28 protein-coding genes and 1 other RNA gene are annotated in these 25127 nt (G+C 62.1%); 17 read left to right on the top strand and 12 right to left on the bottom strand.

Going from position 1 to position 25127, the window contains the following annotated elements; translation table 11 throughout:
• The first annotated feature begins 30 nt into the window (after positions 1-30).
• Both dnaJ and N2597_RS20980 read left to right on the top strand, forming a co-directional pair.
• A complete protein-coding gene (dnaJ, locus tag N2597_RS20985; protein WP_038686104.1) occupies positions 31-1158 on the top strand; it encodes a molecular chaperone DnaJ in 1128 nt (375 codons plus the stop codon).
• A gap of 332 nt (positions 1159-1490) precedes the next feature.
• A complete protein-coding gene (locus N2597_RS20980; protein WP_004672628.1) occupies positions 1491-1691 on the top strand; it encodes a hypothetical protein in 201 nt (66 codons plus the stop codon).
• 110 nt (positions 1692-1801) lie between these two features.
• On the opposite strand, the gene N2597_RS20975 is transcribed toward N2597_RS20980, so the two are convergent.
• A complete protein-coding gene (locus N2597_RS20975; RefSeq protein ID WP_010043800.1) occupies positions 1802-2170 on the bottom strand; it encodes a helix-turn-helix domain-containing protein in 369 nt (122 codons plus the stop codon).
• Positions 2171-2557: 387 nt separating this feature from the next.
• Here N2597_RS20975 and recF point away from each other — a divergent pair, with 387 nt between their 5' ends.
• Genes recF through N2597_RS20960 form a run of 3 tightly spaced genes read left to right on the top strand, consistent with a single transcriptional unit; the run spans position 2558 to position 4988 of the window.
• Positions 2558-3682: a DNA replication/repair protein RecF gene (gene recF / locus N2597_RS20970; RefSeq protein WP_096763463.1), complete on the top strand. Its 1125-nt coding sequence runs from the start codon at positions 2558-2560 to the stop codon at positions 3680-3682.
• Complete coding sequence (locus N2597_RS20965; protein ID WP_183598654.1) at positions 3679-4488, top strand: molybdopterin-synthase adenylyltransferase MoeB; 810 nt, start codon at positions 3679-3681, stop codon at positions 4486-4488. Before recF ends, N2597_RS20965 begins: the two co-directional genes overlap by 4 nt.
• An 11-nt stretch (positions 4489-4499) precedes the next feature.
• Positions 4500-4988, top strand: a complete 489-nt coding sequence (locus N2597_RS20960) for a GNAT family N-acetyltransferase (protein ID WP_038686093.1) — start codon at positions 4500-4502, stop codon at positions 4986-4988.
• Between the two features lie 7 nt (positions 4989-4995).
• Here the strand turns inward: N2597_RS20960 and N2597_RS20955 are convergent, their stop codons facing one another.
• Positions 4996-5997 (bottom strand): 2-hydroxyacid dehydrogenase, encoded by a 1002-nt coding sequence (locus tag N2597_RS20955; RefSeq protein ID WP_038686090.1) that lies wholly within the window; start codon positions 5995-5997, stop codon positions 4996-4998.
• A 184-nt stretch (positions 5998-6181) separates the two neighbouring features.
• On the opposite strand from N2597_RS20955, the gene N2597_RS20950 reads away from it, so the two are divergent.
• A complete protein-coding gene (locus tag N2597_RS20950; RefSeq protein WP_096763465.1) occupies positions 6182-6721 on the top strand; it encodes an SH3 domain-containing protein in 540 nt (179 codons plus the stop codon).
• Here the strand turns inward: N2597_RS20950 and N2597_RS20945 are convergent.
• Positions 6714-7706 carry an adenosine kinase gene (locus N2597_RS20945; RefSeq protein WP_039617227.1) on the bottom strand — a complete coding sequence of 331 codons (993 nt, stop codon included), beginning with the start codon at positions 7704-7706 and terminating at the stop codon, positions 6714-6716. The genes N2597_RS20950 and N2597_RS20945 overlap by 8 nt on opposite strands.
• A gap of 418 nt (positions 7707-8124) precedes the next feature.
• Between N2597_RS20945 and N2597_RS20940 the strand changes: the two genes are divergently transcribed.
• On the top strand, positions 8125-9072 hold the full coding sequence (locus N2597_RS20940; protein WP_183598653.1) for an AEC family transporter: 948 nt from the start codon (positions 8125-8127) through the stop codon (positions 9070-9072).
• 66 nt (positions 9073-9138) lie between these two features.
• Here N2597_RS20940 and N2597_RS20935 read toward each other — a convergent pair whose 3' ends face one another.
• On the bottom strand, positions 9139-9702 hold the full coding sequence (locus tag N2597_RS20935; protein ID WP_038686084.1) for a c-type cytochrome: 564 nt from the start codon (positions 9700-9702) through the stop codon (positions 9139-9141).
• A gap of 152 nt (positions 9703-9854) precedes the next feature.
• Between N2597_RS20935 and N2597_RS20930 the strand changes: the two genes are divergently transcribed.
• Together N2597_RS20930 and N2597_RS20925 are read left to right on the top strand one after the other, a co-directional pair.
• Positions 9855-10601: a 3-deoxy-manno-octulosonate cytidylyltransferase gene (locus tag N2597_RS20930; RefSeq protein WP_038686082.1), complete on the top strand. Its 747-nt coding sequence runs from the start codon at positions 9855-9857 to the stop codon at positions 10599-10601.
• A gap of 123 nt (positions 10602-10724) precedes the next feature.
• Positions 10725-11579, top strand: a complete 855-nt coding sequence (locus tag N2597_RS20925) for a prephenate dehydratase (RefSeq protein WP_096763467.1) — start codon at positions 10725-10727, stop codon at positions 11577-11579.
• Between the two features lie 23 nt (positions 11580-11602).
• Here the strand turns inward: N2597_RS20925 and N2597_RS20920 are convergent, their stop codons facing one another.
• The 5 genes from N2597_RS20920 to N2597_RS20900 form a co-directional block, all read right to left on the bottom strand.
• Positions 11603-11971 (bottom strand): VOC family protein, encoded by a 369-nt coding sequence (locus N2597_RS20920; RefSeq protein WP_009996075.1) that lies wholly within the window; start codon positions 11969-11971, stop codon positions 11603-11605.
• 134 nt (positions 11972-12105) lie between these two features.
• Entirely contained in the window at positions 12106-12366 is a 261-nt protein-coding gene (locus N2597_RS20915; protein ID WP_077995076.1) for a hypothetical protein, read from the bottom strand.
• A 72-nt stretch (positions 12367-12438) separates the two neighbouring features.
• On the bottom strand, positions 12439-13134 hold the full coding sequence (locus N2597_RS20910) for a helix-turn-helix transcriptional regulator (RefSeq protein ID WP_010054335.1): 696 nt from the start codon (positions 13132-13134) through the stop codon (positions 12439-12441).
• A 4-nt stretch (positions 13135-13138) separates the two neighbouring features.
• The gene (gene nudC / locus N2597_RS20905) at positions 13139-14098 is read right to left on the bottom strand and encodes an NAD(+) diphosphatase (protein ID WP_077995077.1); all 960 of its coding nucleotides are present in this window, start codon (positions 14096-14098) and stop codon (positions 13139-13141) included.
• Complete coding sequence (locus tag N2597_RS20900; RefSeq protein WP_077995078.1) at positions 14095-14505, bottom strand: HIT domain-containing protein; 411 nt, start codon at positions 14503-14505, stop codon at positions 14095-14097. The genes nudC and N2597_RS20900 overlap by 4 nt, the downstream gene beginning before the upstream one ends.
• Before the next feature lie 89 nt (positions 14506-14594).
• Between N2597_RS20900 and ffs the strand changes: the two genes are divergently transcribed.
• The 3 genes from ffs (at position 14595) to N2597_RS20885 (ending at position 16963) form a co-directional block, all read left to right on the top strand.
• Positions 14595-14691, top strand: an RNA gene (ffs, locus tag N2597_RS20895) — signal recognition particle sRNA small type.
• 45 nt (positions 14692-14736) lie between these two features.
• Positions 14737-16617 (top strand): DNA polymerase III subunit gamma/tau, encoded by a 1881-nt coding sequence (locus N2597_RS20890; protein WP_183598651.1) that lies wholly within the window; start codon positions 14737-14739, stop codon positions 16615-16617.
• 22 nt (positions 16618-16639) lie between these two features.
• Positions 16640-16963, top strand: coding sequence for a YbaB/EbfC family nucleoid-associated protein (locus N2597_RS20885; protein WP_039617209.1), 324 nt, complete (start codon positions 16640-16642; stop codon positions 16961-16963).
• 75 nt (positions 16964-17038) lie between these two features.
• Here the strand turns inward: N2597_RS20885 and N2597_RS20880 are convergent, their stop codons facing one another.
• Positions 17039-17656: an MOSC domain-containing protein gene (locus tag N2597_RS20880; protein WP_179363855.1), complete on the bottom strand. Its 618-nt coding sequence runs from the start codon at positions 17654-17656 to the stop codon at positions 17039-17041.
• Between the two features lie 57 nt (positions 17657-17713).
• Here N2597_RS20880 and recR point away from each other — a divergent pair, with 57 nt between their 5' ends.
• Together recR and N2597_RS20870 are read left to right on the top strand one after the other, a co-directional pair.
• Positions 17714-18319 carry a recombination mediator RecR gene (gene recR, locus N2597_RS20875; RefSeq protein ID WP_038686067.1) on the top strand — a complete coding sequence of 202 codons (606 nt, stop codon included), beginning with the start codon at positions 17714-17716 and terminating at the stop codon, positions 18317-18319.
• A 185-nt stretch (positions 18320-18504) separates the two neighbouring features.
• On the top strand, positions 18505-19776 hold the full coding sequence (locus N2597_RS20870) for a lytic murein transglycosylase (protein WP_096763469.1): 1272 nt from the start codon (positions 18505-18507) through the stop codon (positions 19774-19776).
• 6 nt (positions 19777-19782) lie between these two features.
• Here N2597_RS20870 and N2597_RS20865 read toward each other — a convergent pair whose 3' ends face one another.
• Positions 19783-20238: a GNAT family N-acetyltransferase gene (locus N2597_RS20865; protein ID WP_096763470.1), complete on the bottom strand. Its 456-nt coding sequence runs from the start codon at positions 20236-20238 to the stop codon at positions 19783-19785.
• A gap of 8 nt (positions 20239-20246) precedes the next feature.
• Positions 20247-21878, bottom strand: coding sequence for an MFS transporter (locus N2597_RS20860; RefSeq protein WP_096763471.1), 1632 nt, complete (start codon positions 21876-21878; stop codon positions 20247-20249).
• A 233-nt stretch (positions 21879-22111) separates the two neighbouring features.
• Between N2597_RS20860 and rimP the strand changes: the two genes are divergently transcribed.
• From rimP to N2597_RS20845, 3 genes are read left to right on the top strand one after another with little or no spacing between them, the layout of a single operon-like run.
• Positions 22112-22717: a ribosome maturation factor RimP gene (rimP, locus tag N2597_RS20855; protein ID WP_096763472.1), complete on the top strand. Its 606-nt coding sequence runs from the start codon at positions 22112-22114 to the stop codon at positions 22715-22717.
• A gap of 60 nt (positions 22718-22777) precedes the next feature.
• Positions 22778-24379: a transcription termination factor NusA gene (nusA, locus tag N2597_RS20850; RefSeq protein WP_038686059.1), complete on the top strand. Its 1602-nt coding sequence runs from the start codon at positions 22778-22780 to the stop codon at positions 24377-24379.
• Positions 24376-25068, top strand: a complete 693-nt coding sequence (locus N2597_RS20845) for an RNA-binding protein (RefSeq protein ID WP_086155853.1) — start codon at positions 24376-24378, stop codon at positions 25066-25068. The genes nusA and N2597_RS20845 overlap by 4 nt, the downstream gene beginning before the upstream one ends.
• Positions 25069-25127: the final 59 nt, after the last annotated feature.

The following is a 25127-nucleotide window of genomic DNA, read 5'->3' as shown; positions in this document are numbered from 1 at the left end:
CGGAAATCCATTTCCGGGGTTTAATCCTTAATGGCAAAAGCGGACTTTTACGAAACTCTGGGTGTAGCCAAGTCGGCGGACGAGAAAGAGCTGAAGAGCGCCTTCCGAAAGCTGGCGATGAAATACCATCCGGACAAGAACCCGGATGACAAGGACGCCGAGCGGAAGTTCAAGGAAATCAACGAAGCCTACGAGATGCTGAAGGACCCGCAGAAGCGGGCGGCCTATGATCGCTACGGCCATGCGGCCTTCGAGCATGGCGGCATGGGCGGCGGTGGCGGCGGTTTTGCCGGCGGCGGCTTCTCAGACATTTTCGAGGATATTTTCGGCGAGATGATGGGTGGCGGACGGGCGCGCCAACGCTCATCGGGCGGGCGCGAGCGCGGCGCCGATCTTCGCTACAACATGGAAATAACGCTGGAGGAGGCTTTCTCCGGCAAGACGGCGCAGATCCGCGTTCCCACCTCGATCACCTGCGATGTCTGTTCGGGATCGGGCGCAAAGCCCGGCACGCAGCCGAAGAATTGCGGCACCTGCCAGGGGTCGGGTCGCGTGCGCGCCGCACAGGGCTTCTTCTCGATCGAGCGGACCTGCCCGACCTGCCACGGCCGCGGTCAGATCATTCCCGATCCCTGCCAGAAGTGCCACGGCCAGGGCCGGGTAACCGAAGAACGTTCGCTCTCGGTCAATATCCCTGCCGGTATCGAGGACGGCACGCGCATCCGCCTGCAGGGCGAGGGCGAAGCCGGGGCTCGCGGCGGACCGGCGGGCGACCTCTATATCTTCCTGTCAGTGAAGCCGCACGAATTCTACCAGCGCGACGGAGCCGATCTCTACTGCGCCGTTCCGATCTCGATGACGACGGCGGCTCTCGGCGGGACCTTCGACGTGGCGACGCTCGACGGCACCAAATCGCGGGTGACCGTGCCCGAAGGCACGCAGGCCGGCAAACAGTTCCGCCTCAAGAGCAAGGGCATGCCGGTACTGCGTTCGGCACAGACGGGCGACCTCTATATCCAGATCCAGATCGAGACGCCGCAAAAGCTCACCAAACGCCAGCGCGAGCTGCTGCAGGAATTCGAGCAGATTTCCTCCAAGGAGAACAATCCGGAATCGACGGGCTTCTTTGCCCGGATGAAGGAATTCTTCGAAGGCTGAGCTGAGACCTGAAGAGCCGTTCCGAAAGCCGGGTACGGAAACGTGCCCGGCTTTTTCGTCATGACGATCTGTTTTGGCACATTCGCCTGGCGCGCCGGGCAATTTGCACCGCATTGAGACAGCGGCGGGATGAAAGTCGACTTGCGTTAACGCAGCCGGATAATGGCGCTTGCAAGTTTTCCAAATGACATCACTCTCTGTCGTCGGCGCACAACCCGGAGATCGGACCGGCTTTCGAAGGATCAGGCGCAGTTTGGAATGATGGAGCGCCTCGGCCGTCCTTTCGGACGCTACGCTCTGTTCGGGAATCATCAAAAGCAAGAGTAACTGCCATGGCGCCAGCCTTCTCCTCTCAGCACGACGATGTCGACGTTCTCGCCGGCGCCATTTACACATGGTGCGCCGAGCGCAACATCAAGCTTCGCAGCCAACAGGGCCTTTCGATCGCCAGTATCGCAATCGACCTCTATCATGCCGGCCACCAGACGCAGGACGACCTGCTGACGGCGTTGCACGAGCGCGAATTTCACTGACGCTTCTTATCAAACGCGGATGTTGCGGCGCGTTGCAGCTCGCGCTGTTCATAGGCCTGCCCGGAACCCCGAGCTTAAACAGATTGTATTGTCTGCGAGTACGGTCTGAATCAAGCCGCCTTTTCGGCCGCCTGCCCACCGCTTATAAGGGTAAGGATGGTCTTGACCGCCTCCTTGCCGGCTGGTGAGTTCAGCTTGTCGTAACTCAGGGCAAGCGCATAGGCGTCAGGGCTGAGCTCGATGCGGCTGCCGAATTGCGGCATGTCGGCCCCCTCGAAAAGAACCGAGATTTCGACATCGAGAAAAACCGCGATCTGGTGCAGTTTGCTGGCAGAAACGCGGTTCGTCCCCTTTTCGTATTTCTGAATCTGCTGGAAGGTCAGTCCGAGTGCTTCACCAAGCTCGAGCTGGGAAACCCGGCGAAGGGCGCGAAGCTGTCTTATGTTGCGACCAACGATAATATCAACCGGATCTGGCACTTCTTCATTCTCTCATACGCAAACGTTTCGTTTACCATAACGTTTCTCCCGCATAACTCAACCCTTTAGTTGCAAAATTCAACCGACTTTTTCTGGGTTTTGCGTAACGCCAGCGGCCCCGAAAAAATGAACGCAGCCCCTGGTATTCAGGCGGTTTGAGAGCGATGACGCGGCTTAGGACGCGATGTCGGTCGTTTCGATGCGGTTGTATTTTTTTGGGACGCGCTAAAAAAGCGTACCGTACAGTTCTTGAATCCGGGCTCATTTGCCGGAGCCTGCGGAAAAACCGCAGGGGTATTTACGCGTGATCCGTAGCCGTGGAGCCGCAAGCCTTGCTATCGACGCCGCTTCGGCATAGCTGTCAGGCTTCACCAACCCGGACACGCGATGCCGCACAAGGTTTGCCTTTCTCGCCTGAAGCTGACGGACTTCCGCAACTATGCGGCAGTGAGCCTTGCGCTCGACGGCCGGCATGCCGTGCTGACGGGAAACAACGGCGCCGGCAAGACCAATCTCATGGAGGCGGTCTCGCTGCTTTCGCCGGGCCGAGGGCTTCGCCGCGCCGCCTATGGCGATATTACCCGCGTCGGCGCGGCCGGCGGTTTCTCGATATTTGCCGCGCTTGACGGCATGGAGGGCGAAGTCGAGATCGGCACCGGCGTCGAAACCGGTGAGGAGACCACCACCCGCCGGCTGCGGATCAACGGCACTGCGGCAAAAACCGCCGACGAACTGACGGATCACCTGCGTCTTCTCTGGCTGACGCCGGCAATGGACGGGCTCTTTACCGGCGCCTCGTCCGACCGCCGGCGCTTTATCGACCGGCTGGTGCTGTCGCTCGATCCGGCCCATGGCCGCCGCGCCAGCGATTTCGAGCGCGCCATGCGCAGCCGCAACAAATTGCTTGATGAAGGCCGATTCGACCCTTCCTGGCTTGCCGGCATCGAGGAGCAGATGGCAAGCCTCGGCATTGCGATGGCGCTCGCCCGGCAGGAAATGCTCGGCCTGCTTACCCGGCTGATCGAGGAAAGGCCGGAGAACTCGCCCTTCCCTTCGGCATCGTTGCAGCTTTCGGGCTTCATGGACGGCCAGTTCTCCCGCCCCTCGGTCGATCTCGAGGACGAATATGCGGCGATGCTGGCGGAGAGCCGGTATCGGGACGCCGGTGCGGGGCGCACGCTGGATGGGCCGCACCGGGCCGATCTCATCGTCCACCACCGCGAAAAGGCGATGGAGGCGGAGCGTTGCTCGACCGGTGAGCAGAAGGCGCTGCTCGTTGGCCTGGTGCTTGCGCATGCGCGGCTCGTCGGCAATCTCACGGGCCATGCGCCGATCCTGCTGCTCGACGAGATCGCCGCCCATCTCGACGAAGGCCGCCGCGCCGCGCTGTTCGACCTCGTCGACGGGCTCGGCGGCCAGGCTTTCATGACGGGCACGGATCAGACGATGTTTTCGGCGCTCGCGGACCGGGCGCAGTTCTTCACCGTTGCCGACGGAAAGGTGTTAGGATGACGGCGGCGGCTTTTCCTGGCGTCGGGCGTCATGATAGCATCGCCGCCATGGAACCGCTCAGCCCCGACGAAATCGCCCGATATCACCGTCACATCCTGCTTCCCGAGATCGGCGGCGCCGGCCAGCAAAGGCTGAAGGCCGCCCGCGTGCTGGTGATCGGCGCTGGCGGCCTCGGAGCGCCGATCCTGCAATATCTGGCCGCCGCCGGTGTCGGCACGCTCGGCATCGTCGATGATGACCGGGTGTCGCTCTCCAACCTGCAGCGCCAGGTGATCCACGATTCCGGCACCATCGGCGAATTGAAAACCGAAAGTGCTGCGCTCGCCATTGCCAGGCTCAATCCGCATGTGCGGCTGATCCGCTTCGAGGAACGGTTTTGCGGGGAGACCGCCCAGCGGCAACTCGCCGGCTTCGACCTGCTGATCGATGGGTCCGACAATTTCGACACGCGTTATGCCGCCGCCGACGCCGCCGAGGCGGCGCAGCTTGCGCTTGTCACCGGAGCGGTCGGGCGTTTCGACGGTTCGCTGACGGTGCTCAAGCCCTATGAGACCGGCGAGGACGGAACAGCCAATCCCAGATATCGCGACCTGTTTCCGGAAGCGCCGCCGGCGGGTCTGGTCCCCACTTGCGCCGAAGCCGGCATCATCGGCGCGCTGACCGGCGTCATCGGCACGATGATGGCGATGGAGGCGATCAAGCTGATCACCGGTGCTGGCGAACCGCTGATCGGACGGCTGCTGCTCTACGACGCGCTCTCGGCCCGGTTCGACACGATACGCTACAAACGCCGCCTGGAAAGGTAAGGACAGACCCTATGACGATCATCCGCCTGGATCAGAGCTTCACGCGCTGGGACGAACTGCTGACACTCATCCTCGCTGCCTTCGCCTCGATGAACGGCAGGATCGACCCGCCATCGTCCGCACTCAAGCTGACGACGAAGTCCCTGGCCGAAAAGGCCGAGGCCGAGATCGGTCATGTCGTCATCGAAGACGAAAAGCTGATCGGCTGCCTGTTTCTGAGGCCGGAGGCCGACTGTCTCTATGTCGGCAAGCTCGCCGTTCTCCCGGAGGCGCAAGGCAGGGGGCTCGGCAAGCGGCTGCTGGCAACCGCCGAGGCGACGGCGGCAGCGCTTGGCCTTGCCGCTTTGCGGCTTGAGACGCGCATCGAACTCACCGAAAATCATGCAGTCTTTGGCGCCTGGGGTTTCTCGAGAACCGCCGAGAAGGCGCATCCGGGCTTTGCCAGAACGACCTTCATCGAGATGCGGAAGATGCTTGCGCCTCAGGCCGGGATCGTCTGAAGCGGGATCAACGCCCGGGGAGCACCCGGTTCGGCGGCCTATGGCCGTCGATGAAGGTGCGGATATTGATGATGACCTTGTCGCCCATATCGATGCGGCCTTCGATCGTCGCCGAGCTCATATGCGGCAGCAGCACGACCTTGCCCTCATTGGCGAGCTTGACGAGCTTCGGGTTGACGGCCGGTTCGTTTTCGAAAACGTCGAGCCCGGCGCCGGCGATCTTGCCCTCCCTCAGGCTTTTGATCAGCGCGCTTTCGTCGACCACGTCGCCGCGCGCGGTGTTGACGAGATAAGCGGTCGGCTGCAGCAGCGCCAGGCGGCGGGCTGAAATCAGATGAAAGGTTGCAGGCGTCGACGGACAATTGACCGAGACGATGTCGACGCGGGCGAGCATCTGGTCGAGGCTTTCCCAATAGGTCGCCTCCAACTCGTCCTCGACGGCCGGATTGACGCGCTTGCGATTGTGGTAGTGGATCGAAAGGCCGAAAGCCTTGGCGCGGCGCGCGACCGCCGTGCCGATGCGACCCATGCCGACGATGCCGATGCGCTTGCCGTGAATGCGCCGGCCGAGCATCCAGGTGGGAGACCAGCCAGCCCACTCGCCCGGCTTGTCGGTCAATACCCGTGCCCCCTCGCCGAGCCGTCTCGGAACAGCGAGAATCAGCGCCATCGTCATGTCGGCGGTGTCCTCGGTCAGGACGTTCGGCGTGTTGGTGACGGTGATGCCCCTGCGCGCCGCCGCCTCGACGTCGATATGGTCGGTGCCGTTGGAGAAGCTCGCAATCAGCTTCATCTGCGGGCCGGCCGCATCGATCAACGCCGCATCGATGCGATCGGTGACGGTCGGCACCAGCACGTCGGCGGTCCGGACAGCCGTCATGAGCTCGGGCACGGAGCGCGGCGCGTCGTCGATGTTCAGCTCGGCATCGAAGAGCTCGCGCATGCGGGTTTCGACGGCATCCGGCAGCTTACGGGTGATGTAGACCTTCGGTTTTTTCTTCGCTGTCATGGCTGCCTGCGGTGCCTTGTTCAGAGGTCTTTAACCAAGAGGGGTGATAATTTTCTCATTCCGGGCAATTTCTACCAGACCCGCACGCGAAGACAAACAAAACTCGTGGTGCAGCCGGCGAATATCACAACCCGGACAGCGTGCAGGCGGGCCTGCCCGTGAATTCGAGCAAACGGATGCCTCCATGCGCAGCAAAGTCCTGAAGTCCTGCCTCGCCCTCGCGATCGCCCTGGTCGCATCGCTCGGCCCCGTCGAATTTGCCCATGCGCAGGCGGCCAAGGGACCGAGCGGCCTGCCGCTGCCGCGCTTCGTCACGCTGAAATCGAAGCGCGTCAACCTGCGCATCGGCCCGGGAACGGATTACGCGGTTTCATGGATGTATTTGAAATCCGGCCTGCCGGTCGAGATCATCCAGGAATACGACAACTGGCGCCGTATCCGCGATGCCGACGGCACCGAAGGCTGGGTCAACCAGTCGCTACTGTCAGGCCAGCGCGCGGCGATCGCCGCACCCTGGATGAAGACGAAGGGCAAGGGCATCTTCGTCAATCTGCGCCGCGAGGCGCAGCCCTCCGCGTCGATCATCGCCAAGCTGGAACCCGGCGTGATGCTGACGATCGGCGAATGCAATGGCGACTGGTGCCGCGCCGAAACCGACGGCGCCACCGGCTGGGTGGCGCAGTCGGAAATCTGGGGCGCGTATCCCGGCGAAGCCTTCAAATAAGCCCTGCCTGCTTGGCGGCCTCGTTGAGCGAGGTCATCGGGCGCGGGCCGATCTGCTGGATGACGATGCCGGCAGCGAGGCAGCCGAGCTTGCCGCAATCTTCCAGCGAGCGTCCCTGGGTATAGCCGTAGAGGAAGCCGGAGGCGAAAAGGTCGCCGGCGCCCGTCGTGTCCACAACTTCCCTGATCCTGATCGCATCGACGTAATAACGCTCCCGGCCCTTCAGGATGACGGCGCCATTCTCACTCATCGTCACGGCGGCGATCTTGCAGTCCGCAGCGATCCTGTTCAGCGCCTCTTCGAAGTCTTCGGTCTGGTAAAGCGACAGCGCTTCCTGGCGATTGGCAAAGACGATATCGACCGTGCCGGAGCGCATCAGATCGAGGAATTCGCCGCGATAACGGTCGACGCAGAAACTGTCGGAGAGCGTCATCGACATTTCGCGGCCGTTTTCATGGGCGATACGGGCGCAGTCGCGAATAGCCTCCTTGGCGCGGGGCGGATCCCAGAGATAACCTTCGAAATAGGTGACCTTGGCGTCGGCAACGACATCGGCCTCGACGTCCTCCGGGCCGAGCTCGACGCAGGCGCCGAGATAGGTATTCATCGACCGTTCGCCATCCTCGGTCACGAAGATCATCGATCGCGCCGTCGGCGGGAAGGTGCCCTTGGGACGGGTCTGGTAGTGAACGCCCTGGGCGCGGATGTCGTGGGTGAAGATTTCGCCGAGCTGATCTTCTGCGACATTGCCGAAATAGGCAGCCTTGCCGCCGAGGTTCGCCACGCCCGCCGCCGTGTTGCCGGCGCTGCCGCCGGAAGCTTCGAGCGCCGGTCCCATGCGCGAATACAAGAGTTCGGCGCGCTCGGCATCGATGAGGTTCATCGCCGCCTTGGTGATCTTGTTATCAATGAGGAACTGGTCGTCGCACCGGGCAATGATATCCACGATGGCGTTGCCGACTGTCAGAACATCGAATCTTGTCATGGAATGGGGAGTCCCGAATTTGTGATATCCGGGGTTCGGTCTTAGCGAAATTTCCGCCGTTTGGAAGGATAAATGGTAATCGACGTCTCTATCTTCGCAAAAGTGCCGCTTATTCGTCATGTCCCTGTCATTTTCGAAACCTACAAATGCTCGCAGGAAGACCGGCATGAGCAGCTTTTAGTTGCAGCCGGACGACGAGGGATGATCCCTTCGATCTTACCGGCGCGGTGCTGACCACGGATGAACTGGCAGCCTCGCGATCCGGATATCCGGCAAGGCCGGAGCGGAAAAGCGGGCCATGCCCGCTTTTTTTGCGTGCGGATGCACTCCATCGGCGACTGCGGGCCGATTGCGTTTTCAACGCCAGGCTTTTGCTGCTAGACCTCGGATACTCCCTCCCCGCAGAGCATCCTTCCTTATGTCAGCCATCATTCTCGACGTCCTTCCCATCTTCATCCTGATCCTCATCGGCTGGGTAATCGTTCGCAGCGGCTTGATGGCATCAAATGTCGGCGATGCGCTCAGCGAATTCGTCTTCAAGATCGCCGTGCCGCTGCTGCTCTTCCGCACCATCGCCGAGGCGGATTTCCATGGCGCCTCGCCCTTCCGGCTCTGGATCGTGTACTTCTCCGGCGTCGCCATCACCTGGACGGCCGGCCATATCGCCGCCACGCGCCTGTTTAACCGTGACGAACGGATCGGCGTGCTGGCCGGCGTTTCCTCGGCTTTCGCAAACAATGTTTTCATCGGGCTGCCGCTCGTCCAGCGAACCGTCGGCGACGAAGGGCTGGTGGCGTTGTCGATCCTGCTTGCCGTGCATCTGCCCGTGATGATGGTCGCCGGCACGGTGTTGATGGAGCATGCGGAACGAAAGATCGCCGGCAAGAGCGACCGGAGCATGATTTACGTGCTTCGCCAGATTGCCGTCAATCTCATCCGCAATCCGCTGGTGATCGGGCTTGCGGCCGGCATGGCCGTGCATCTTTCCGGCCTTACCATGACCGCGACGCTGGCGACGGTCGTCAATCAGATCGCCGGCATTGCCGGCCCTGCAGCGCTGATCTCGCTCGGCATGGCATTGGAAAAATACGGCGTCTCCGGCAATCTCGGCATCGCCAGCGTCACTTCGAGCTTAAAGCTGCTGCTGCTGCCGGGCTGCGTCTGGGCGGTGAGCCGTCTCCTCGGTCTCAGCCCCGAATGGACGGCGGCGATCGTGCTGACCTCCTCCGTGCCGACAGGCGTCAATGCCTGGCTGATCGCCAATCGCTTCGGGGTCGGCCACAGCCTCGCCGCCTCGACAATCTCGGTGACAACGGCGCTCGGGGCTATCACCGTGTCGCTCTGGGCCTATTTCCTCGGCGCCTGAGTAGCTCTCGACAACAAAAGCCCGGCTTGCGGCCGGGCTTCCATGTCGTGCGCGTATGTTGCCGCCTTACTGCGTCGCGGCATTCGGATCCGGCAACGGAACCGGCGAATCGGCGAGCGTGTGCAGGTAGAGGATGACGTTGGCGCGATCCTGATCCTTCGTCAGGCCGGCAAAGCCCATGGCGGTGCCGGGAATGTCCTTCTTCGGCGCCAGAAGGAACTTGTTCAGATTTTCGAAGGTCCACTTCTCGCTGCCGCCCTTGGAGAAATCCTTCATGGCGGAGGAATAGGCGAAGCCTTCATGCCCGGCGATCGGGCGATCTACGACAGCAAAGAGGTTAGGACCGACCTTGTTCGGCCCCCCTTTGGTGGCGTCATGACAGGCCTGACACTTCTTGAAGACCGCTTCACCGGCCTTGGCATCTGCAGAAGCGAGCAATTGCGCAATCGGAACGGCAGCGGCCGGCGCAGCTTCGCCACCGGCGGCAGGGGCCTCTTCGGCGACGATCGCGAAACCTTCCTTTTCCGGCGCTTCGGAATGGAAGATCCCCTCGGACGCGATGGAGACCGACATCAGAACGAAAATCGTTCCGAGCAGCGCCCCCACGGCCGTATTGACGTATGAATTCATCTGCAATGCTCCCCTTGCAGCCGGCAGACCAAACCGGACCATCTTGAAATCGCGCGGAACCTATGTCTTTTGACTGATCGTTGCAACTGTCTAAATGGTCTTATGCGTGAGACTTTTTGACACTTTTTAGCCCGGAATAGAAGGCCCGAACGATGAGTTTAGACGAGGTGCTCGTATTGATCCCGGCGCGCATGGCCTCCACCCGGCTTCCGGGCAAGCCGCTCGCCGATATTTGTGGCCGGCCGATGATCGTGCAGGTGGCGATGCGCGCCAAAGAGGCAGCCATCGGCCGCGTGGTCGTCGCCGTCGACGACCAACAGGTGTTCGATGCCGTTTCCGCCGCCGGCTTCGACGTCGTCATGACCAGCAGGGATCATCAATCGGGTTCCGACCGAATCTTCGAAGCGCTGACGAAAGTCGATCCCGCCGGCAAGGCGAAAATCATCGTCAATGTTCAGGGCGACCTGCCGACGATCGATCCGGAAACCGTGCGCGCGGCCCTGCGCCCGCTCGACAACGAGGCGGTCGATATCGGCACGCTGACGACCGAAATCGACAATGAGGAGGACAAGACCGCGCCGCACATCGTCAAGATCGTCGGTTCGCCGGTCTCAGATACCCGCCTGCACGCCCTCTACTTCACGCGCGCGACTGCACCTCACGGCAAGGGGCCGCTCTATCACCATATCGGCCTTTATGCCTATCGGCGTGCGGCGCTGGAGCGATTCGTCTCGCTCGGCCCGTCGACGCTCGAAAAGCGGGAATCGCTCGAGCAGTTGCGGGCGCTGGAGGCCGGCATGCGCATCGACGTGGAGATCGTTGACACGGTTCCGCTCGGTGTCGATACTCCCGCCGACCTTGAAAAAGCGCGGCGCATCCTCTCCGCCAGAACAGGATGATTTTAGGCTCGGTTGGCCTAAAATCTGAATCCTGTTCTCAATTAAAGAGTTAGAGCATGATGTCGTCCGAAAACCGCTCACACTTTTCGGCATCATGCTCTAAGTCGAACTGACGGAACCATCATGAACATCAAGACCAACAGGATCGCCTTTCAAGGCGAGTTCGGCGCCAATTCCGACATGGCCAGCCGCGACATGTTTCCGACCATGGAGCCGCTGCCCTGCCAGACGTTCGAGGATGCGTTCACCGCGGTCGACAACGGCGACGCCGATCTCGCCATGATCCCGATCGAAAATACGATCGCCGGGCGCGTCGCCGACATCCATCATCTGCTGCCGGAATCGCGGCTGCACATCATCGGCGAATATTTCATGCCGATCCGCTTCCAGCTGATGGTGCTGCCCGGGGTGACCAAGGACGAGATCCGCACGGTGCACAGCCATATCCACGCGCTCGGCCAGTGCCGCAAGATCGTGCGCGCCCATGGTTGGAAGCCTGTCATCGCCGGCGATACCGCAGGCGCTGCAAAACTCGTGAAGGAAACAGGCGATCGCTCGATGGCCGCGCTCGCGCCGCGTCTTGCCGCCGATCTCTACGGGCTGGAGATCGTCGCCGAAAATGTCGAGGATACGGAAAACAACGTCACCCGCTTCGTCGTGCTGTCGCGTGACGAGGAATGGGCGCAGCGCAATTCGGCTGAGGAGAAGGTCGTCACCACCTTCGTCTTCAACGTCCGCAACATTCCGGCCGCGCTCTACAAGGCGCTCGGCGGCTTTGCCACCAACAACATCAACATGACGAAGCTGGAAAGCTACCAGCTCGGCGGAAAATTCGTGGCGACGCAGTTCTACGCCGATATCGAGGGCCATCCGAACGATCCGAACGTTCGCCGGGCCTTGGAGGAACTGCGTTTCTTCTCCGAGAAGGTGCGCATCCTCGGCGTCTACAAGGGGCATGCGATGCGAGGCCTGCTCTAAGCAGGCCCCGTCCATTCAGGCTATTATTTATCCGGCTCGCAGACGCGCAGCCGATGCCCGTCCGGATCGAGCACCACGAAGGTCGGGCCAAAATCCAGCTCCGTCAGTTCCTGGGCAATCGGCAAACCCCGTTGGCGCCAGTCTTCATACTGCCTGGCGACGGCATTTTCCCCCGCCACCATGAAGGCCACTTCGCCGCGGTTGCCGATGGCGGAGGGCTGCGGCTCGACCTTGCTGCGCCGCCAGAGGCCGAGCGTGAAGCCGCCGTCGAGCGGGAAGGCGACGAAATTCGGGGCTTCCACGGCCGGTTCGCGGTTCAAGAGATTCCGGTAGAAGCTGGCGCTTTCGCCGGGATCCTTGACGTAGAGGATAATCAGATTGGGGCTGCTCATTTCGGTTCTCCTGTTGCTGCCAATTGGGGCACCGCGAGAGATCGCCTGCTGCCAATTCATGGCAGCAGGAAGCTGAGCGCGCTGCGAAAGCACGCCCCGTCCTCGACCGGCGGTGTGGATAATGATCGGATAGTCTAAAGCGAAAAACGGCTCTCGCGGCGCGGGCCGCGTCCATCCATGAAGCCGAGGTCGCGCTTGCGGCAATCCGGTGCAGCCTCGAGATCGAGGCTGGTGTGGTTTGCACTGCGAATCCGAAAGATGTTCATGACCAGGCGCAGAAGGCCGGAGTGCGCGGGCTGCCCGACATCGGCGAAGGTTTCGGCCGAAATGACATCGGCAAAGGCGTCAACTGCAAAACGGTCGCTGGTCTGGCGGATGAATGAAGACGTTGCCATGATCGGTACTCCTTTCTTAGTGGATTGAGACTGATCATAACGCCAACTGCTGACAGTTTATGGCAGCAGCGATCACCTCTCGATCGGCACGTCCTGCGTCTCGCGCCACTCCTTGAGAAGCACTGTGCGGCGGCGCGGATAACGCACCTCATGCAGTGCCATGTCGATGATGCGATCGGTGCGGAAATGGCGAAAATCCTGGCGCAGCTCGCACCAGGCCATGAGGACGCGCACGTGCTCGAAATAGCCGAGCGCGAAAGGCCAGACCCGGCGGCGCGAGATCCGGCCCTGCTCGTCGCCGTAATGCAGTTCGAGAATACGCTCCAGGCGGATCGCCCTGCGGATGGCCGAGACATCCGCGCTGTCCTCATCCCGGCGTTTGGGGCCGACGAAGAGAGCGGCCGAATCGATCATGTCGCGCATGTCGTCCGGCAGAACGGCGGCGATCTTGGCCAGAGCGTCGGCGCCGGCACCGGCAAGACGCGGTTCAGCGGCGCGGGCGACCCAGCGCGAGCCGAGCACCAGTGCCTCGAGCTCCTCCTCGGAAAACATCATCGGCGGCAGCATGAAGCCGGGCTTCAGCACATAACCGATGCCGGCTTCGCCTTCGATCATCGCGCCCTGGGCCTGCAGGCTGGCGATATCGCGATAGAGTGTCCGCAGGCTGACGCCGGTCTCCTGAGCGAGCACGGTGCCGGTCACCGGCCGCCGATAACGCCGAAGCGTCTGGAGCAGCGTCAGGAGCCGTTCCGAACGGGCGACGGGCATGGCACTAGCGCTTCCACTCCACCCAGTCGCGCATCAGGCGATGGGCGATCGCTCCTTTCGGCGGCGATGCCTTGCCATTGGCGCCGGGGCGCTCCAGCATTTCGAGCGTCTCTTCGCGAGTGAACCAGCGGCAATCCTCGAGCTCCGTCTCATCCCGTTTGATCTCGGTGGATTTCGCCTCGGCGTAACAGCCGATCATCAGCGAATGCGGCATCGGCCAGGGCTGCGAGGCGTGATAGCGGATGCGACCGGTGCGGATGCCCGATTCTTCCAGCGTTTCGCGGCGCACCGCATTCTCGATGGTCTCACCCGGCTCGACGAAGCCGGCAAGACAAGAATACATGCCGGGCGAAAAATGCGGGCTGCGGCCGAGCAGGCAGAGGTCGCGGCTCTCATCGATCGTCAGCATGATGACGACGGGATCGGTGCGGGGAAAGATCATGTGCTCGCAGGCGGCACAGACACGCTTGTAACCGCCGATATGAATCTCCATCGCCGAGCCGCAGCGGCCGCAGAAGCGGTTGTCGCCGTTCCAGCGGATGAGGCTTGCAGCCTGGGCGAATTCGCCAAGCAGCACCTCATCGATCAGCATTTCGCGAAACAGCGTGCGGCCGTCGGCGGGCTTGTATTGGCTGGCGAGATCCTCGACGTCGATGCCGACGGGCACGGCAAGTCGCGGCTCGCCTGATTTGCGGTAGCCGAGAAGCACCGTCTCATCCCAATCCGGCTGCAGTTCCTGCAGCTCGTAGCGGGCAAAGAGCGGATCGAGCACCTGGCCGTCATGCTTCAGCACCAGCTTGTCCCTGGCGAAGGCGAAGATATGCGTGCCTTCCCTGGCTAGCGCCTTTTCGACCGACTGTTCGTCGCGATGTTCGGAATCGCGATTGAGGTCGTTGGCGGCAAAGGCGGTGAGATTGCTGGGTTCCGGATGCGGCACGTCCGAATCGAAAAGCGAATGACTCATGATGAAAGGGCTTCCCGCAGCTTCGCTATGAATTCGTCTCTCTTCCCGTCCTCGTAGGGCTCAGCTCGCCCGAAGCCCCAGACAGGACCCGGCCAGTTGGCATCGCCTTCGAAGCGGGCAATGACATGAACATGAAGCTGGCGGACGATGTTGCCAAGAGCCCCGACATTGATTTTTGTCGCCCCGGTAATCTGCTTGAGCGCTTTGGCGACGAGCTCCGTCTCGAAGGCGAGCAGCACCTGGTCGAGCGGCGTCAGCTCGAAGATTTCGGTGATATCGGCCCGGCGCGGCACGAGAATGAGCCAGGGCCAGCGGGCATCCCTCGACAATCTCAGATCACAGAGGCCTGTGACCATGACGCTGATGCTGTCGTTTTCCAGCCGGGGGTCAAGCGAAAAGCCGTTCAAGGGACATTCCTCCTGTCTTTTCCAACGACTAGCAGTTTTTTATCATGTTGGCTTGCTTTTGATGACGATATTGCCGATATGTGCATCCGGGAGGTTGGTGGTGGACGAGCCACTCGCCAACCGGGTCAGGTCCGGAAGGAAGCAGCCCTAACGAGCCCGGCACGGGTCATCGTGCCAGCCTCCCACCTTCTCTTTACGAAGTGCCCGACGATCCGGGCGACAAGCAGGGCGATGAGCGACACCGAGCGACAATCAAAAGATGCCGCCTCGACGGGCACCGGATACCGGGTGCTGGCTCGCAAATACCGCCCCAAGGATTTCACGGACCTGATGGTCGGCCAGGAGCCGATGGTCCGCACCCTCACCAACGCCTTCGAAACTGGCCGCATCGCGCAGGCCTACATGCTGACCGGCGTGCGCGGCGTCGGCAAGACGACGACGGCACGCATCCTGGCGCGGGCGCTGAACTACAAGACATCAGAGATCGACAAGCCGACGATCGACCTTCGTGTGCCCGGCGAACACTGCCAGGCGATCATGGAAGGCCGGCATGTCGACGTGATCGAGATGGACGCCGCATCCCATACCGGCATCGACGATATAAGAGAGATCATCGAGCAGGTGCGTTACCGGCCGGTTTCGGCGCGCTACAAGGTCTATATCATCGACGAAGTGCACATGCTGTCGACGCAGGCCTTCAACGGGTTGTTGAAGACGCTCGAAGAGCCGCCGGAACATGTGAAGTTCATCTTCGCCACCACCGAAATCCGCAAGGTGCCGATCACCGTGCTGTCGCGCTGCCAGCGCTTCGACCTGCGCCGCATCAGCGCGTCGGACCTCGTCGGACTGTTTTCGACGATCGCGGCCAAGGAAGGCATCGAGGCGGAAGCGGACGCGCTGGCGATGATCGCGCGCGCCGCCGAGGGCTCGGCCCGCGACGGCCTGTCGCTGCTCGATCAGGCGATCGCCCATGGCGCCGGCGCCGTGCAGGCGGAAGCCGTGCGCGGCATGCTCGGCCTTGCCGACCGCGCCCGGATCGTCGATCTCTTCCAGCATATCGTCAAGGGCGATGTCGCCGGCGCCCTCGGCGAATTCCAGAGCCAGTACGAGGCCGGCGCCAATCCGGTCGTGGTGCTGACCGATCTTGCCGATTTCACCCATCTGGTGACGCGGCAGAAATATGTGCCGGATGCGGCAAACGATCCTTCGCTCAGCGAGATCGAGCGCACGAAAGCGGCTGAATTCGCCAGGGGCGTTGCGGTGACGACGCTGTCGCGCATCTGGCAGATGCTACTGAAGGGTATTCCCGAAACGGAAGGCTCGTCACGCACGGCAGGGGCCGCCGAAATGGTGCTGATCCGGCTGGCGCATGCGGCGCATCTGCCGGCTCCCGAGGATGCGGCGCGGCGGCTTGCCGAATTTTCCGGCGACAATGCCGGTCCGCGCCCCGCCTCCCCGCCTTCCGGCAATGGCGGCGGCAGCGGAACCCGCGTTCCCTATCAAAGCAGTGTCACGGCCCGCGCTCCTGAAATCTCACCGAGCCCGCCGCAGCCGTCCGCACCGGTGGCGATGCTACGCGCCGTGCCGAGCAGCCAGCCGGAGACGATGCCTGTCGGGAGAATTGAGACGAAACCGGCTGAGGCACCGAAGCCGCTCGTCCGGGTCAATTCGATCAGCGATATTGTCGACCTTGCCGCCGAAAAGCGTGACGTCAAGCTGAAGGCGCTGGTACGCAACTTCGTGCGGCCCGTGCGCATCGAGCCTGGCCGGTTGGACGTGAATCTCACCGAGGGCGCGCCTGGCACGCTGCTGAACGAGCTTGCCGTCAAACTCAAGGAATGGACAGGCATCCACTGGATCGTCAGCACCAGCCGCGAAGAAGGCGGGCCGACGATGGTGGAGGCGGAGGCCAAGGCGCAGCAACAACGGGTCAGCGATGCGCGCCAGGACCCCGATGTCGCGGCCATTCTTGCGCAGTTTCCGGGCGCCAAGATCATCGACGTGCGCGTCAGGGCGCCGACGCCGGAGGAGGAGGCGGAAGAGATCACACCGCCCGCTGTCGCCGAATCCGAAGAAGGTGATATCCTGCCCGGCGACGACATAGAATTCTAAGGTTTCAAGAAGGAGCGAGACGATGCGCGACATCATGGGCATGATGGGCAAAGTCAAGGAAATGCAGGCCAAGATGGAGCAGATGCAGGCGGAGATCGCCGAGCTCACCGCCGAAGGCAAGGCCGGTGGCGGCCTCGTCACCGTCGTCATCTCGGGCAAGGGTGAGCTCAAGAGCCTGAAGGTCGACCCGTCGCTCTTCAAGGAGGACGATGTCGAAATCCTCGAGGACCTGATCGTCGCCGCCCATAAGGACGCCAAGGACAAGGCCGAGGCTCTCGCCGCTGAAAAGACCAAGGCGCTGACCGCCGGCCTGCCGATCCCGCCGGGCTTCAAGCTGCCGTTCTGATAGCAGGCAATTCGAATTCCGGTTACGTCGCTCGGTGCGGCTATTGCGCTCGCGTTGCGCGGAAGAAAACCGTTCTCAGCGCTGCATTTCCAGCTTCGCCCGCAGCTTGTAGTGAATGGGAGCGGCGAGATATCGCGCCCGGTCCGCCTCCGAAAGCCGTCGGCCGAAGGTTTCCATCACCTCCGGCATCATGACCCTTTCTCCGGGAAAGGGTTGGTGCTCAACCGGCATTCGGGCTTCGGCGATGCCGCCGCGGATGACGCGGCAATAGATTCCAGGGCGGGCGGCATCGGTATAGCGCTTGACGAATTTCGGATCGGCCATCCTGGCGGCGAAGGTGGCGCAGGGAATGCGGCATGACGTGACTTCGAGGACGAGATCGCCTGATGAGAAGCGGTCGCCGACAGCGGCGTCGCGGTTGTCGAGATCCGCGATCACCATGTTTTCACCGAAGGTGCCGGGCTCGTAGGGGCGGCCGAGTTGCTGCGCCCACCAGTCGATCGTCAGCGATCCCTCGACATAAACTGCCTGATCGACGCCGCCATGATGTTTGCGGTTGCAGATGGCGTCGCCGACGAGACCTTGAGCATCGATCATCACGGCGCCGTTGACGGCATGTTTGAAAATGCCGGTCTTGTAGCTCTTGCCGGCGAGCCTTTCCGGATTGCCGGTGCAAAGCGCCAGGATTTTCATGGGGCAGCCGATCCTCCGACGATTCCGTTTTCGTTGCATATCAGTTAAGAACGGCGCATGGCAAAACGAGTCACCGGCCCCGAGATCGAAAAACTCATCCAGCTTCTGGCAAAGGTGCCGGGCCTCGGGCCGCGCTCGGCCCGCCGGGCGGCACTGCATCTGATCAAGAAGAAGGACCAGCTGCTGGGGCCGCTGTCGAATGCGCTGGGCGAAGCCTATGACAAGGTGAAGATTTGCTCGCGCTGCGGCAATGTCGATACTGTCGATCCTTGTACCGTCTGCACCGATACGCAGCGCGATCAATCCATCATCATCGTCGTCGAAGATGTCTCCGACCTCTGGGCGCTGGAGCGGGCCGGCGCGATGAACGCCGCCTATCACGTTCTCGGCGGCACGTTGTCGCCGCTCGACGGGATCGGGCCCGATGATCTCAATATCCGCGGGCTGATCGACCGGATCGGCGAAGGCGGCATCCGCGAGCTGATCATCGCCGTCAACGCCACCGTCGAGGGGCAGACGACGGCACACTACATCACCGACCAGCTGCAGGGGCTCGACGTCAAGATCACGCGGCTGGCCCATGGCGTGCCGGTCGGCGGTGAACTCGATTATCTCGACGAGGGCACGCTGGCGGCGGCGCTACGGGCGCGGACGGTGATATGAGAGGCTTACGTATGTTGCATGGCACCCCCCTCTGCCCTGCCGGGCATCTCCCCCACAAGGGGGGAGATCGGCAAGATGCACCGGCCCCGCGAAATCCTAATCGTGAGCCAAGCGGCTCCGCTCCCCTGCCGCGTTTGATTGGGGCAACAGCGTGCCCCCAGCCGATCTCCCCCCTTGTGGGGGAGATGTCCGGCAGGACAGAGGGGGGTGTTCCAAGAGGCCTGCGAATACTCGCATTGGCGATAATGACGGCCCTACTTCCTCTCCCCTCCTATGCAGCCCCTTCGAAAGCCGATGTCGAAGCGCAGTTCGAAAACTGGGTGCAGAAGGACCTCTGGCCGCAGGCCAAGGCAGGCGGCATTTCCGAGAAGACTTTTAAGGCCGCGTTCTCCGGCATCACGCTGAACTGGAACCTGCCCGATCTCGCCCCGCCCGGCTTCCCGCCGCCGAAGGAGCAGAAGCAGACGCAAGCCGAATTCTCCTCGCCAGGCCCTTATTTCAACGAGGACCATCTGAAGAGGCTTGCCGCAACCGGGCAAGGCTTTGCCGGGCAATATGGCTCGACGCTGAAACGGATCGAGAAGACCTATGGGGTGCCGGGGTCGATCGTGCTGGCCATCTGGGGCCGGGAGACCGGCTTCGGCGCGGCGAAGATCCCGAATTCGGCGATCGAGGTGCTTGCGACCAAAGCCTTCATGTCGACCCGCAAAGAAATGTTCCGCACCGAGCTGGTGGCGGCCCTGCATATTCTCGACGGCGGTGACGTGACGCCCGCTGATTTCAAGAGCTCGTGGGCCGGCGCGCTCGGCCAGCCGCAATTCATGCCGACAAGCTACCTGAAATATGCGGTGGATTTCGACGGCGACGGCCACCGCAATATCTGGACCTCGGTGCCGGACACACTCGCCTCGATTGCCAATTACCTGGTCAAGAAGGGCTGGCAGCGCGATCGTGACTGGGGCTTCGAGGTCTCGATCCCGGAGGCAGTCTCCTGCGCGCAGGAGGGTCCAGACCTCGCGAAGCCGCTTTCGCATTGGGCTTCGCTCGGCATCGCGCGCATCTCCGGCAAGGACTTTCCCGCAAGCGAGATGAAGGCTGAGGGCATGATGCTGGTGCCGGCAGGCCGCGACGGGCCGGAATTCATCGTCACGCCGAATTTCTACATCATCAAGGAGTACAACAACTCCGATCTCTACGCGCTCTTTATCGGCAATCTCGCCGACCGAATCGGCTCCAACGGCGGCGCCTTCCAGGGCCGGTGGGGCGATGTCGGCAAGATGCTGCGTTCGGATGTCGCCGCCATGCAGAAGGCGCTGGAGCGGCAGGGCTATGATGTCGGCGGTTCCGACGGCCTGCCGGGTTACAAGACGCGGCGTTCTATCGGTCAGTGGCAAGCGAAGAACGGCATGAAGCCGACCTGCTTTCCGGAGGCCACGATGAAAGGCAAGCTGAAGTAGCCGTTTTCAGAGACTGCGCTTCAGCCCTTCATGGCTCGCGAGGAAGCCGAGCTTCTCGTAGAAGCGGATCGAATCCGTGCGCGCCTTTTCCGATGTTAGCTGCACGATACCGCAGCCGCGCTCGACACATTGGGCGATCGCCCATTCGATGAACTCGGAGCCGAGGCCGGAGCCGCGGAAATCCCGCGCGATTCGCACGCTTTCGATCTGCCCGCGCCACATGCCCGCCCTCGACAGGCCGGGAATGAAGCTCAGCTGTAGGCAGCCGACAACTTGATCGTCCGCATCGCTTGCCACGGCGAGCATCTGGTTGGCATCCGCCTCGATTGCGGCGAAAGCGGAGAGATAACGCGCATCGATGGGATCCGAGACGACCTCCCTGGCGCTGCCGAGATCGTCATCGGCCAAGAGCCGGACGATCTCGGCAAGATCGGATTGGCGGGCGAGCCTGAAACTGTACATGCCTCTCCTCAATGATGCAGATCGATCGGCGCTTTATGGAAGACGTCATCGCCCGGCGGGATGGCCTGACGCTCGATCATACGATGAACATGGGGCGGGCCTTCGCCGCGGTGAAGCGCGCGCAGCCTGTCGATGTTTTCCGCATCGGCCTGGGTGCGCCGCTGGTTATGTCTGATGTATTCGACCCAGGTCGGCGTATGGTAGCTTTCCGTCCACAGCCCGGGATTTTCGAGATCACGCATCAAGGCCCAGTGCCTTGCGCCGTCGCGGATACGGATGCGGCGCCGCTCGCCCATCAGCGCCATGAATTCGGCAAGGTCGGCATCGGCGATCTCGTAGTCGACCTGGATGACGATCGGGCCGCTGCGCGGCGTGATGTCGAGGCTGAGCGCAGGCGCGGTGAAGCGGTTCAGCGGATCGAGATTGAGCGAGGCGAAGGCCGGCATCGAAAACCGCAAACCGATCGCAATGCCGAGCAGCATGACGACGGATGACATCAGCAGCGCATCGGCGACGCCGTAGCGGTCGGCGGCCACACCCCAGAGCCAGCTGCCACCGGCAATGCCGCCGAAAGTGACGGTCTGGTAGAGCGACAGCGCGCGGCCGACCACCCAGCGCGGCGTCGAGAGTTGGACGATGGTGTTGAAGAGCGACAGTGCCGAGACCCAGCAGGCGCCGGCGACGAGCAGCCCCGCTGAGGTGAGGACGGCACTTGGACTAACCGCGGCGATGACGGCGCTCAGCGCAAAGCCAGCAAAGGCCAGGCGGATGATCATCTCGCTGGAAAAGGCCTGGCGAATTTTCGCACTCAGCACGGCGCCGCCGATTGCGCCGATGCCGAAAGCGCCGAGCATGAAGCCATAGGTCAGCGGTCCGCCGGCAACCAGATCGAGGGCGACGATCGGCAGCAGCGCCAGAATCGAACTGGCGCCGATGCCGAAGATGAGCCCCCTGACCAGGACCTTTTCGAGATTGGGCGACATCGAGACATAACGCAGGCCGGCGAAGATGGCGCTGGCGAGCGCCTCGCGCGGCAGGGTCGCAACGGGCGTGTTTGGCCGCCAACGCGACAAAGCGTAGATCAACGGCAGGTAACTCAAAGTATTCACCGCGAAGGCCGCGGCAGCGCCTGCGGCCGCCACGATCGCGCCACCGATCGCCGGGCCGACGCTGCGGGTGATGTTGAAACCCATGCTGTTCAGCGTGACCGCGCCCGGCAGATCCGCGCGCGGCACCATGTCGCCGACGGAGGCCTGCCAGGAAGGATTGTTGAGCGCAGTGCCGCAGCCGATCAGGAAGGTGAAGAAGAGCAGCAGCCAGGGCGTGATCCAGCCGAGAAGCGCGCAAGCCGTCAGCAGGGCCGAGACCGTCAGCATCATGCACTGCGCCGTCAGCATGACGCGGCGACGGTCGTAATTGTCGGCGAGCGCCCCGGATATCAGCGAAAACAGCATGATCGGCAGCGCCGTCGAGGTCTGAACCAGCGCCACCATATCTTCCGAAGCGGTGATCGTCGTCATCATCCAGGCAGCGCCCACCGCCTGGATCAGGCCGCCGAAATTCGAGGAAAGGCTCGCAACCCATATGGCGCGATAGGTCTCGTGCCGCAAAGGCGCCAATGTCGACGAAGTATACGCCACGATTCCTCCCGTTTTGCCGTCCGGCCCCAAGGCAATATATGCGCAAGACCGAGGCTGGCCATAGACGCATCCACGCCCTGACAAGCGAATTGGCTGAGACCTTGCAATTTCGTAAAAACCGGACTATATGCGTCTCAAATTCTTGATCGCTTGATGAAGAGTGGGCCGCAAGGACCCGCTCTTTTTTATTAGCGCGATCGCCCGAACAGCAGAAATTGCGAGGAGCGCACCGCTTGTCGGACATGACAAACGCAGACAACGAAGTTGAGCCGCGACTGATTACCGAAACTGGGCTCGACCAGCGTCTTGCCGATATCATCGAACCCGTGCTCGTCGGCATGGGCTTCCGGCTGATCCGCGTGCGCATGTTGAACCAGAACGGCATGACGATGCAGGTGATGGCTGAGCGCAACGACGGGACGATGACGGTTCAGGACTGCGAAGAAGTCTCGATGGCGATTTCTCCCGTCCTCGATGTGGAAGATCCGATCGATAAAGAGTATCATCTCGAGGTGTCTTCGCCCGGCATCGACCGTCCGATGGTGCGGAAATCCGACTTCGTCCGCTGGCAAGGCCACCTGGTGAAATGCGAGACGTCGATCATGATCGGCAATCGCAAGCGTTTCCGTGGCAAAATCGTCGAAGCGGACGCGGATTGTTTTACGCTTGAGCGCGACCAGATCGCTTATGGGGAAGAGCCGAAAGTCTCCATTCCCTTCACGGCGCTTAGCGATGCGAAGCTCATTCTGACTGACGATCTGATCCGCGATGCATTGCGCGCCGACAAGCTGGCTAAAGCGCAGGCCGCCAACCAGAACGAAGCGGACGAGCAGGAATAACCGATTAACAGACCGCTCCCAGGGACGGGAACCCCGGAGTAAAGACGGAGAAACAAGACAATGGCAGTCAGTGCGAACCGGCTCGAACTTCTGCAGATCGCAGATGCAGTGGCGCGCGAAAAGGTCATCGACCGCGAGATCGTGCTTGCCGCAATGGCCGATGCCATTCAGAAGGCGGCACGCTCGCGTTACGGCACCGAGTCCAACATCCGCGCCGACATCAATCCGAAGACCGGAGAAATCCGGCTGCAGCGCCTGCTCGAAGTCGTCGACAAGGCCGAAGATTATTCGACGCAGATCCCGCTCGAGCTCGCCCGCGACCGCAACCCGGACGCCGCACTCGGCGATTTCATCGCCGATCCGCTGCCGCCGATGGATTTCGGCCGTATCGCCGCACAGTCCGCCAAGCAGGTGATCGTGCAGAAGGTGCGTGAAGCCGAACGCGATCGCCAGTTCGACGAATTCAAGGATCGCGTCGGCGAAATCGTCAACGGCACCGTCAAGCGCGTCGAATACGGCAATGTCATCGTCGATCTCGGCCGTGGCGAAGGCATCATCCGCCGCGACGAAATGATCCCGCGCGAAAACGTGCGCTATGGCGATCGCGTCCGCGCCTATGTCTATGACGTCCGCCGTGAGCAGCGCGGCCCGCAGATCTTTCTGTCGCGCACGCATCCGCAATTTATGGTGAAGCTCTTCACCATGGAAGTGCCTGAAATCTACGACGGCATCATCCAGGTGAAGTCGGTCGCCCGCGATCCGGGCTCGCGCGCCAAGATCGCCGTGATCTCGAACGACAGTTCGATCGATCCGGTCGGCGCCTGCGTCGGTATGCGCGGTTCGCGCGTTCAGGCCGTCGTCGGCGAGCTTCAGGGTGAGAAGATCGACATCATTCCGTGGAGCCAAGATCCGGCGACCTTCGTCGTCAACGCCCTGCAGCCGGCCGAAGTCGCCAAGGTCGTTCTCGACGAGGATGCCGAGCGCATCGAAGTCGTCGTTCCCGACGAGCAGCTGTCGCTTGCGATCGGCCGTCGTGGCCAGAACGTTCGCCTGGCGTCGCAGCTGACCGGCTGGGACATCGACATCATGACTGAGGCCGAGGAATCGGAACGCCGCCAGAAGGAATTCAACGAGCGCACCAACCTGTTCATGGATTCGCTCGACGTCGACGAGATGGTCGGCCAGGTTCTGGCCTCGGAAGGCTTCGCCGCCGTCGAGGAACTCGCTTATGTCGATCTCGACGAAATTTCTTCGATCGACGGATTCGACGAAGATACGGCGCAGGAAATCCAGACCCGCGCTCGCGAATTCCTCGAGCGTCTCGAAGCCGAGATGGACGAGAAGCGCAAGGCGCTCGGCGTTCAGGACGAGCTGCGCGAAATCGACGGCATGACCGCCCAGATGATGGTGGCGCTCGGCGAAGACGGCATCAAGTCGATCGAGGATTTCGCCGGCTGCGCCGCTGACGATCTCGTCGGCTGGACGGAACGCAAGAACGGCGAAACGAAGAAGTTCGAAGGCCTGTTCTCGAAATTCGACGTCTCGCGCGTCGAGGCCGAACAGATGATCGTCCAGGCTCGGCTTGCGGCCGGCTGGATCACCGAAGAGGACCTGGCGAAGGGGACCGAAGAAGAGGTCACCGAAGCCGAACAGGAAGCATGATGACCACGCATGAGCCGGACGCTCTTCCTGAGGACGACGATCTTGCAGGTTATGACGTGAACGGACGCATGTGCATCGTGACGCGTGAAAGCGGATCGCCGGATGAGCTGATCCGCTTCGTCGCGGCTCCCGACGGAACCGTCGTCGCCGACCTGAAGCGCGAGCTTCCGGGACGCGGATGCTGGGTGAAAGCCGACCGGTCGCTGGTCGACAAGGCGGTGGCGAAGAAGCTCTTCGCCCGCGCGCTGAAAAGCGATGTGAAGGCTGCAGACGATCTCGGCGCGAATGTCGACCGGCTGCTGGCGGCGCAATTAATGCAGATGATGAACATGGCGCGCAAAGCCGGCCAGTTCATCAGCGGCTCCGCGAAAGTGGATGCCGCAGTGAGAAGCGGAGCAGCCCTTGCGGTGTTCCACGCGACTGAAGCAGCGGACGACGGAGTCCGGAAAATCGACCAGGCCCGCAAGGCCTGGCACCTCGGAATGGAGACCGAGGAGGAGATACCTTCCTACCGCTTCTTCTCGGAGAGCGAAATGGAAGGCCTGATGGGCCAGAATGCTTTTATCCATGCCGCAGTGCTTGCAGGGCAGGCGGGTGAAGGTGTAGTGAAGCGCGCAAAGATGCTCGAACAGTACCGTATTGGCGGTCAGTCCCGGGCAGCGGGCGGCGCTGGCCGGCAAAAACAATGAGACGGTCACCGGCATCGGCCGGTCTCATTCTCATTGATCGACAGTATTTGAACGACAGG

This window comes from Rhizobium sophoriradicis (genome assembly GCF_025200795.1).
GTDB classification, from domain to species: domain Bacteria; phylum Pseudomonadota; class Alphaproteobacteria; order Rhizobiales; family Rhizobiaceae; genus Rhizobium; species Rhizobium sophoriradicis.
The sequence above is the reverse complement of the archived record's forward strand: the minus strand, read 5'-3'. Positions and strand labels throughout refer to the sequence as shown.

Coding starts and splice junctions, on each gene's coding strand:
- N2597_RS20865 (WP_096763470.1), bottom strand. CDS start 20,238: ATGTACAGTTTCAGGCTCGCCCGCCAATCCGATCTTGCCGAGATCGTC.
- N2597_RS20950 (WP_096763465.1), top strand. CDS start 6,182: ATGCGCAGCAAAGTCCTGAAGTCCTGCCTCGCCCTCGCGATCGCCCTG.
- N2597_RS20880 (WP_179363855.1), bottom strand. CDS start 17,656: ATGAAAATCCTGGCGCTTTGCACCGGCAATCCGGAAAGGCTCGCCGGC.
- N2597_RS20965 (WP_183598654.1), top strand. CDS start 3,679: ATGACGGCGGCGGCTTTTCCTGGCGTCGGGCGTCATGATAGCATCGCC.
- N2597_RS20960 (WP_038686093.1), top strand. CDS start 4,500: ATGACGATCATCCGCCTGGATCAGAGCTTCACGCGCTGGGACGAACTG.
- N2597_RS20910 (WP_010054335.1), bottom strand. CDS start 13,134: ATGCCCGTCGCCCGTTCGGAACGGCTCCTGACGCTGCTCCAGACGCTT.
- N2597_RS20890 (WP_183598651.1), top strand. CDS start 14,737: ATGAGCGACACCGAGCGACAATCAAAAGATGCCGCCTCGACGGGCACC.
- nudC (WP_077995077.1), bottom strand. CDS start 14,098: ATGAGTCATTCGCTTTTCGATTCGGACGTGCCGCATCCGGAACCCAGC.
- N2597_RS20885 (WP_039617209.1), top strand. CDS start 16,640: ATGCGCGACATCATGGGCATGATGGGCAAAGTCAAGGAAATGCAGGCC.
- recF (WP_096763463.1), top strand. CDS start 2,558: ATGCCGCACAAGGTTTGCCTTTCTCGCCTGAAGCTGACGGACTTCCGC.
- N2597_RS20935 (WP_038686084.1), bottom strand. CDS start 9,702: ATGAATTCATACGTCAATACGGCCGTGGGGGCGCTGCTCGGAACGATT.
- recR (WP_038686067.1), top strand. CDS start 17,714: ATGGCAAAACGAGTCACCGGCCCCGAGATCGAAAAACTCATCCAGCTT.
- N2597_RS20870 (WP_096763469.1), top strand. CDS start 18,505: ATGTCCGGCAGGACAGAGGGGGGTGTTCCAAGAGGCCTGCGAATACTC.
- dnaJ (WP_038686104.1), top strand. CDS start 31: ATGGCAAAAGCGGACTTTTACGAAACTCTGGGTGTAGCCAAGTCGGCG.
- N2597_RS20845 (WP_086155853.1), top strand. CDS start 24,376: ATGATGACCACGCATGAGCCGGACGCTCTTCCTGAGGACGACGATCTT.
- nusA (WP_038686059.1), top strand. CDS start 22,778: ATGGCAGTCAGTGCGAACCGGCTCGAACTTCTGCAGATCGCAGATGCA.
- N2597_RS20945 (WP_039617227.1), bottom strand. CDS start 7,706: ATGACAAGATTCGATGTTCTGACAGTCGGCAACGCCATCGTGGATATC.
- N2597_RS20955 (WP_038686090.1), bottom strand. CDS start 5,997: ATGACAGCGAAGAAAAAACCGAAGGTCTACATCACCCGTAAGCTGCCG.
- N2597_RS20930 (WP_038686082.1), top strand. CDS start 9,855: ATGAGTTTAGACGAGGTGCTCGTATTGATCCCGGCGCGCATGGCCTCC.
- N2597_RS20920 (WP_009996075.1), bottom strand. CDS start 11,971: ATGAGCAGCCCCAATCTGATTATCCTCTACGTCAAGGATCCCGGCGAA.
- N2597_RS20925 (WP_096763467.1), top strand. CDS start 10,725: ATGAACATCAAGACCAACAGGATCGCCTTTCAAGGCGAGTTCGGCGCC.
- N2597_RS20915 (WP_077995076.1), bottom strand. CDS start 12,366: ATGGCAACGTCTTCATTCATCCGCCAGACCAGCGACCGTTTTGCAGTT.
- N2597_RS20980 (WP_004672628.1), top strand. CDS start 1,491: ATGGCGCCAGCCTTCTCCTCTCAGCACGACGATGTCGACGTTCTCGCC.
- N2597_RS20940 (WP_183598653.1), top strand. CDS start 8,125: ATGTCAGCCATCATTCTCGACGTCCTTCCCATCTTCATCCTGATCCTC.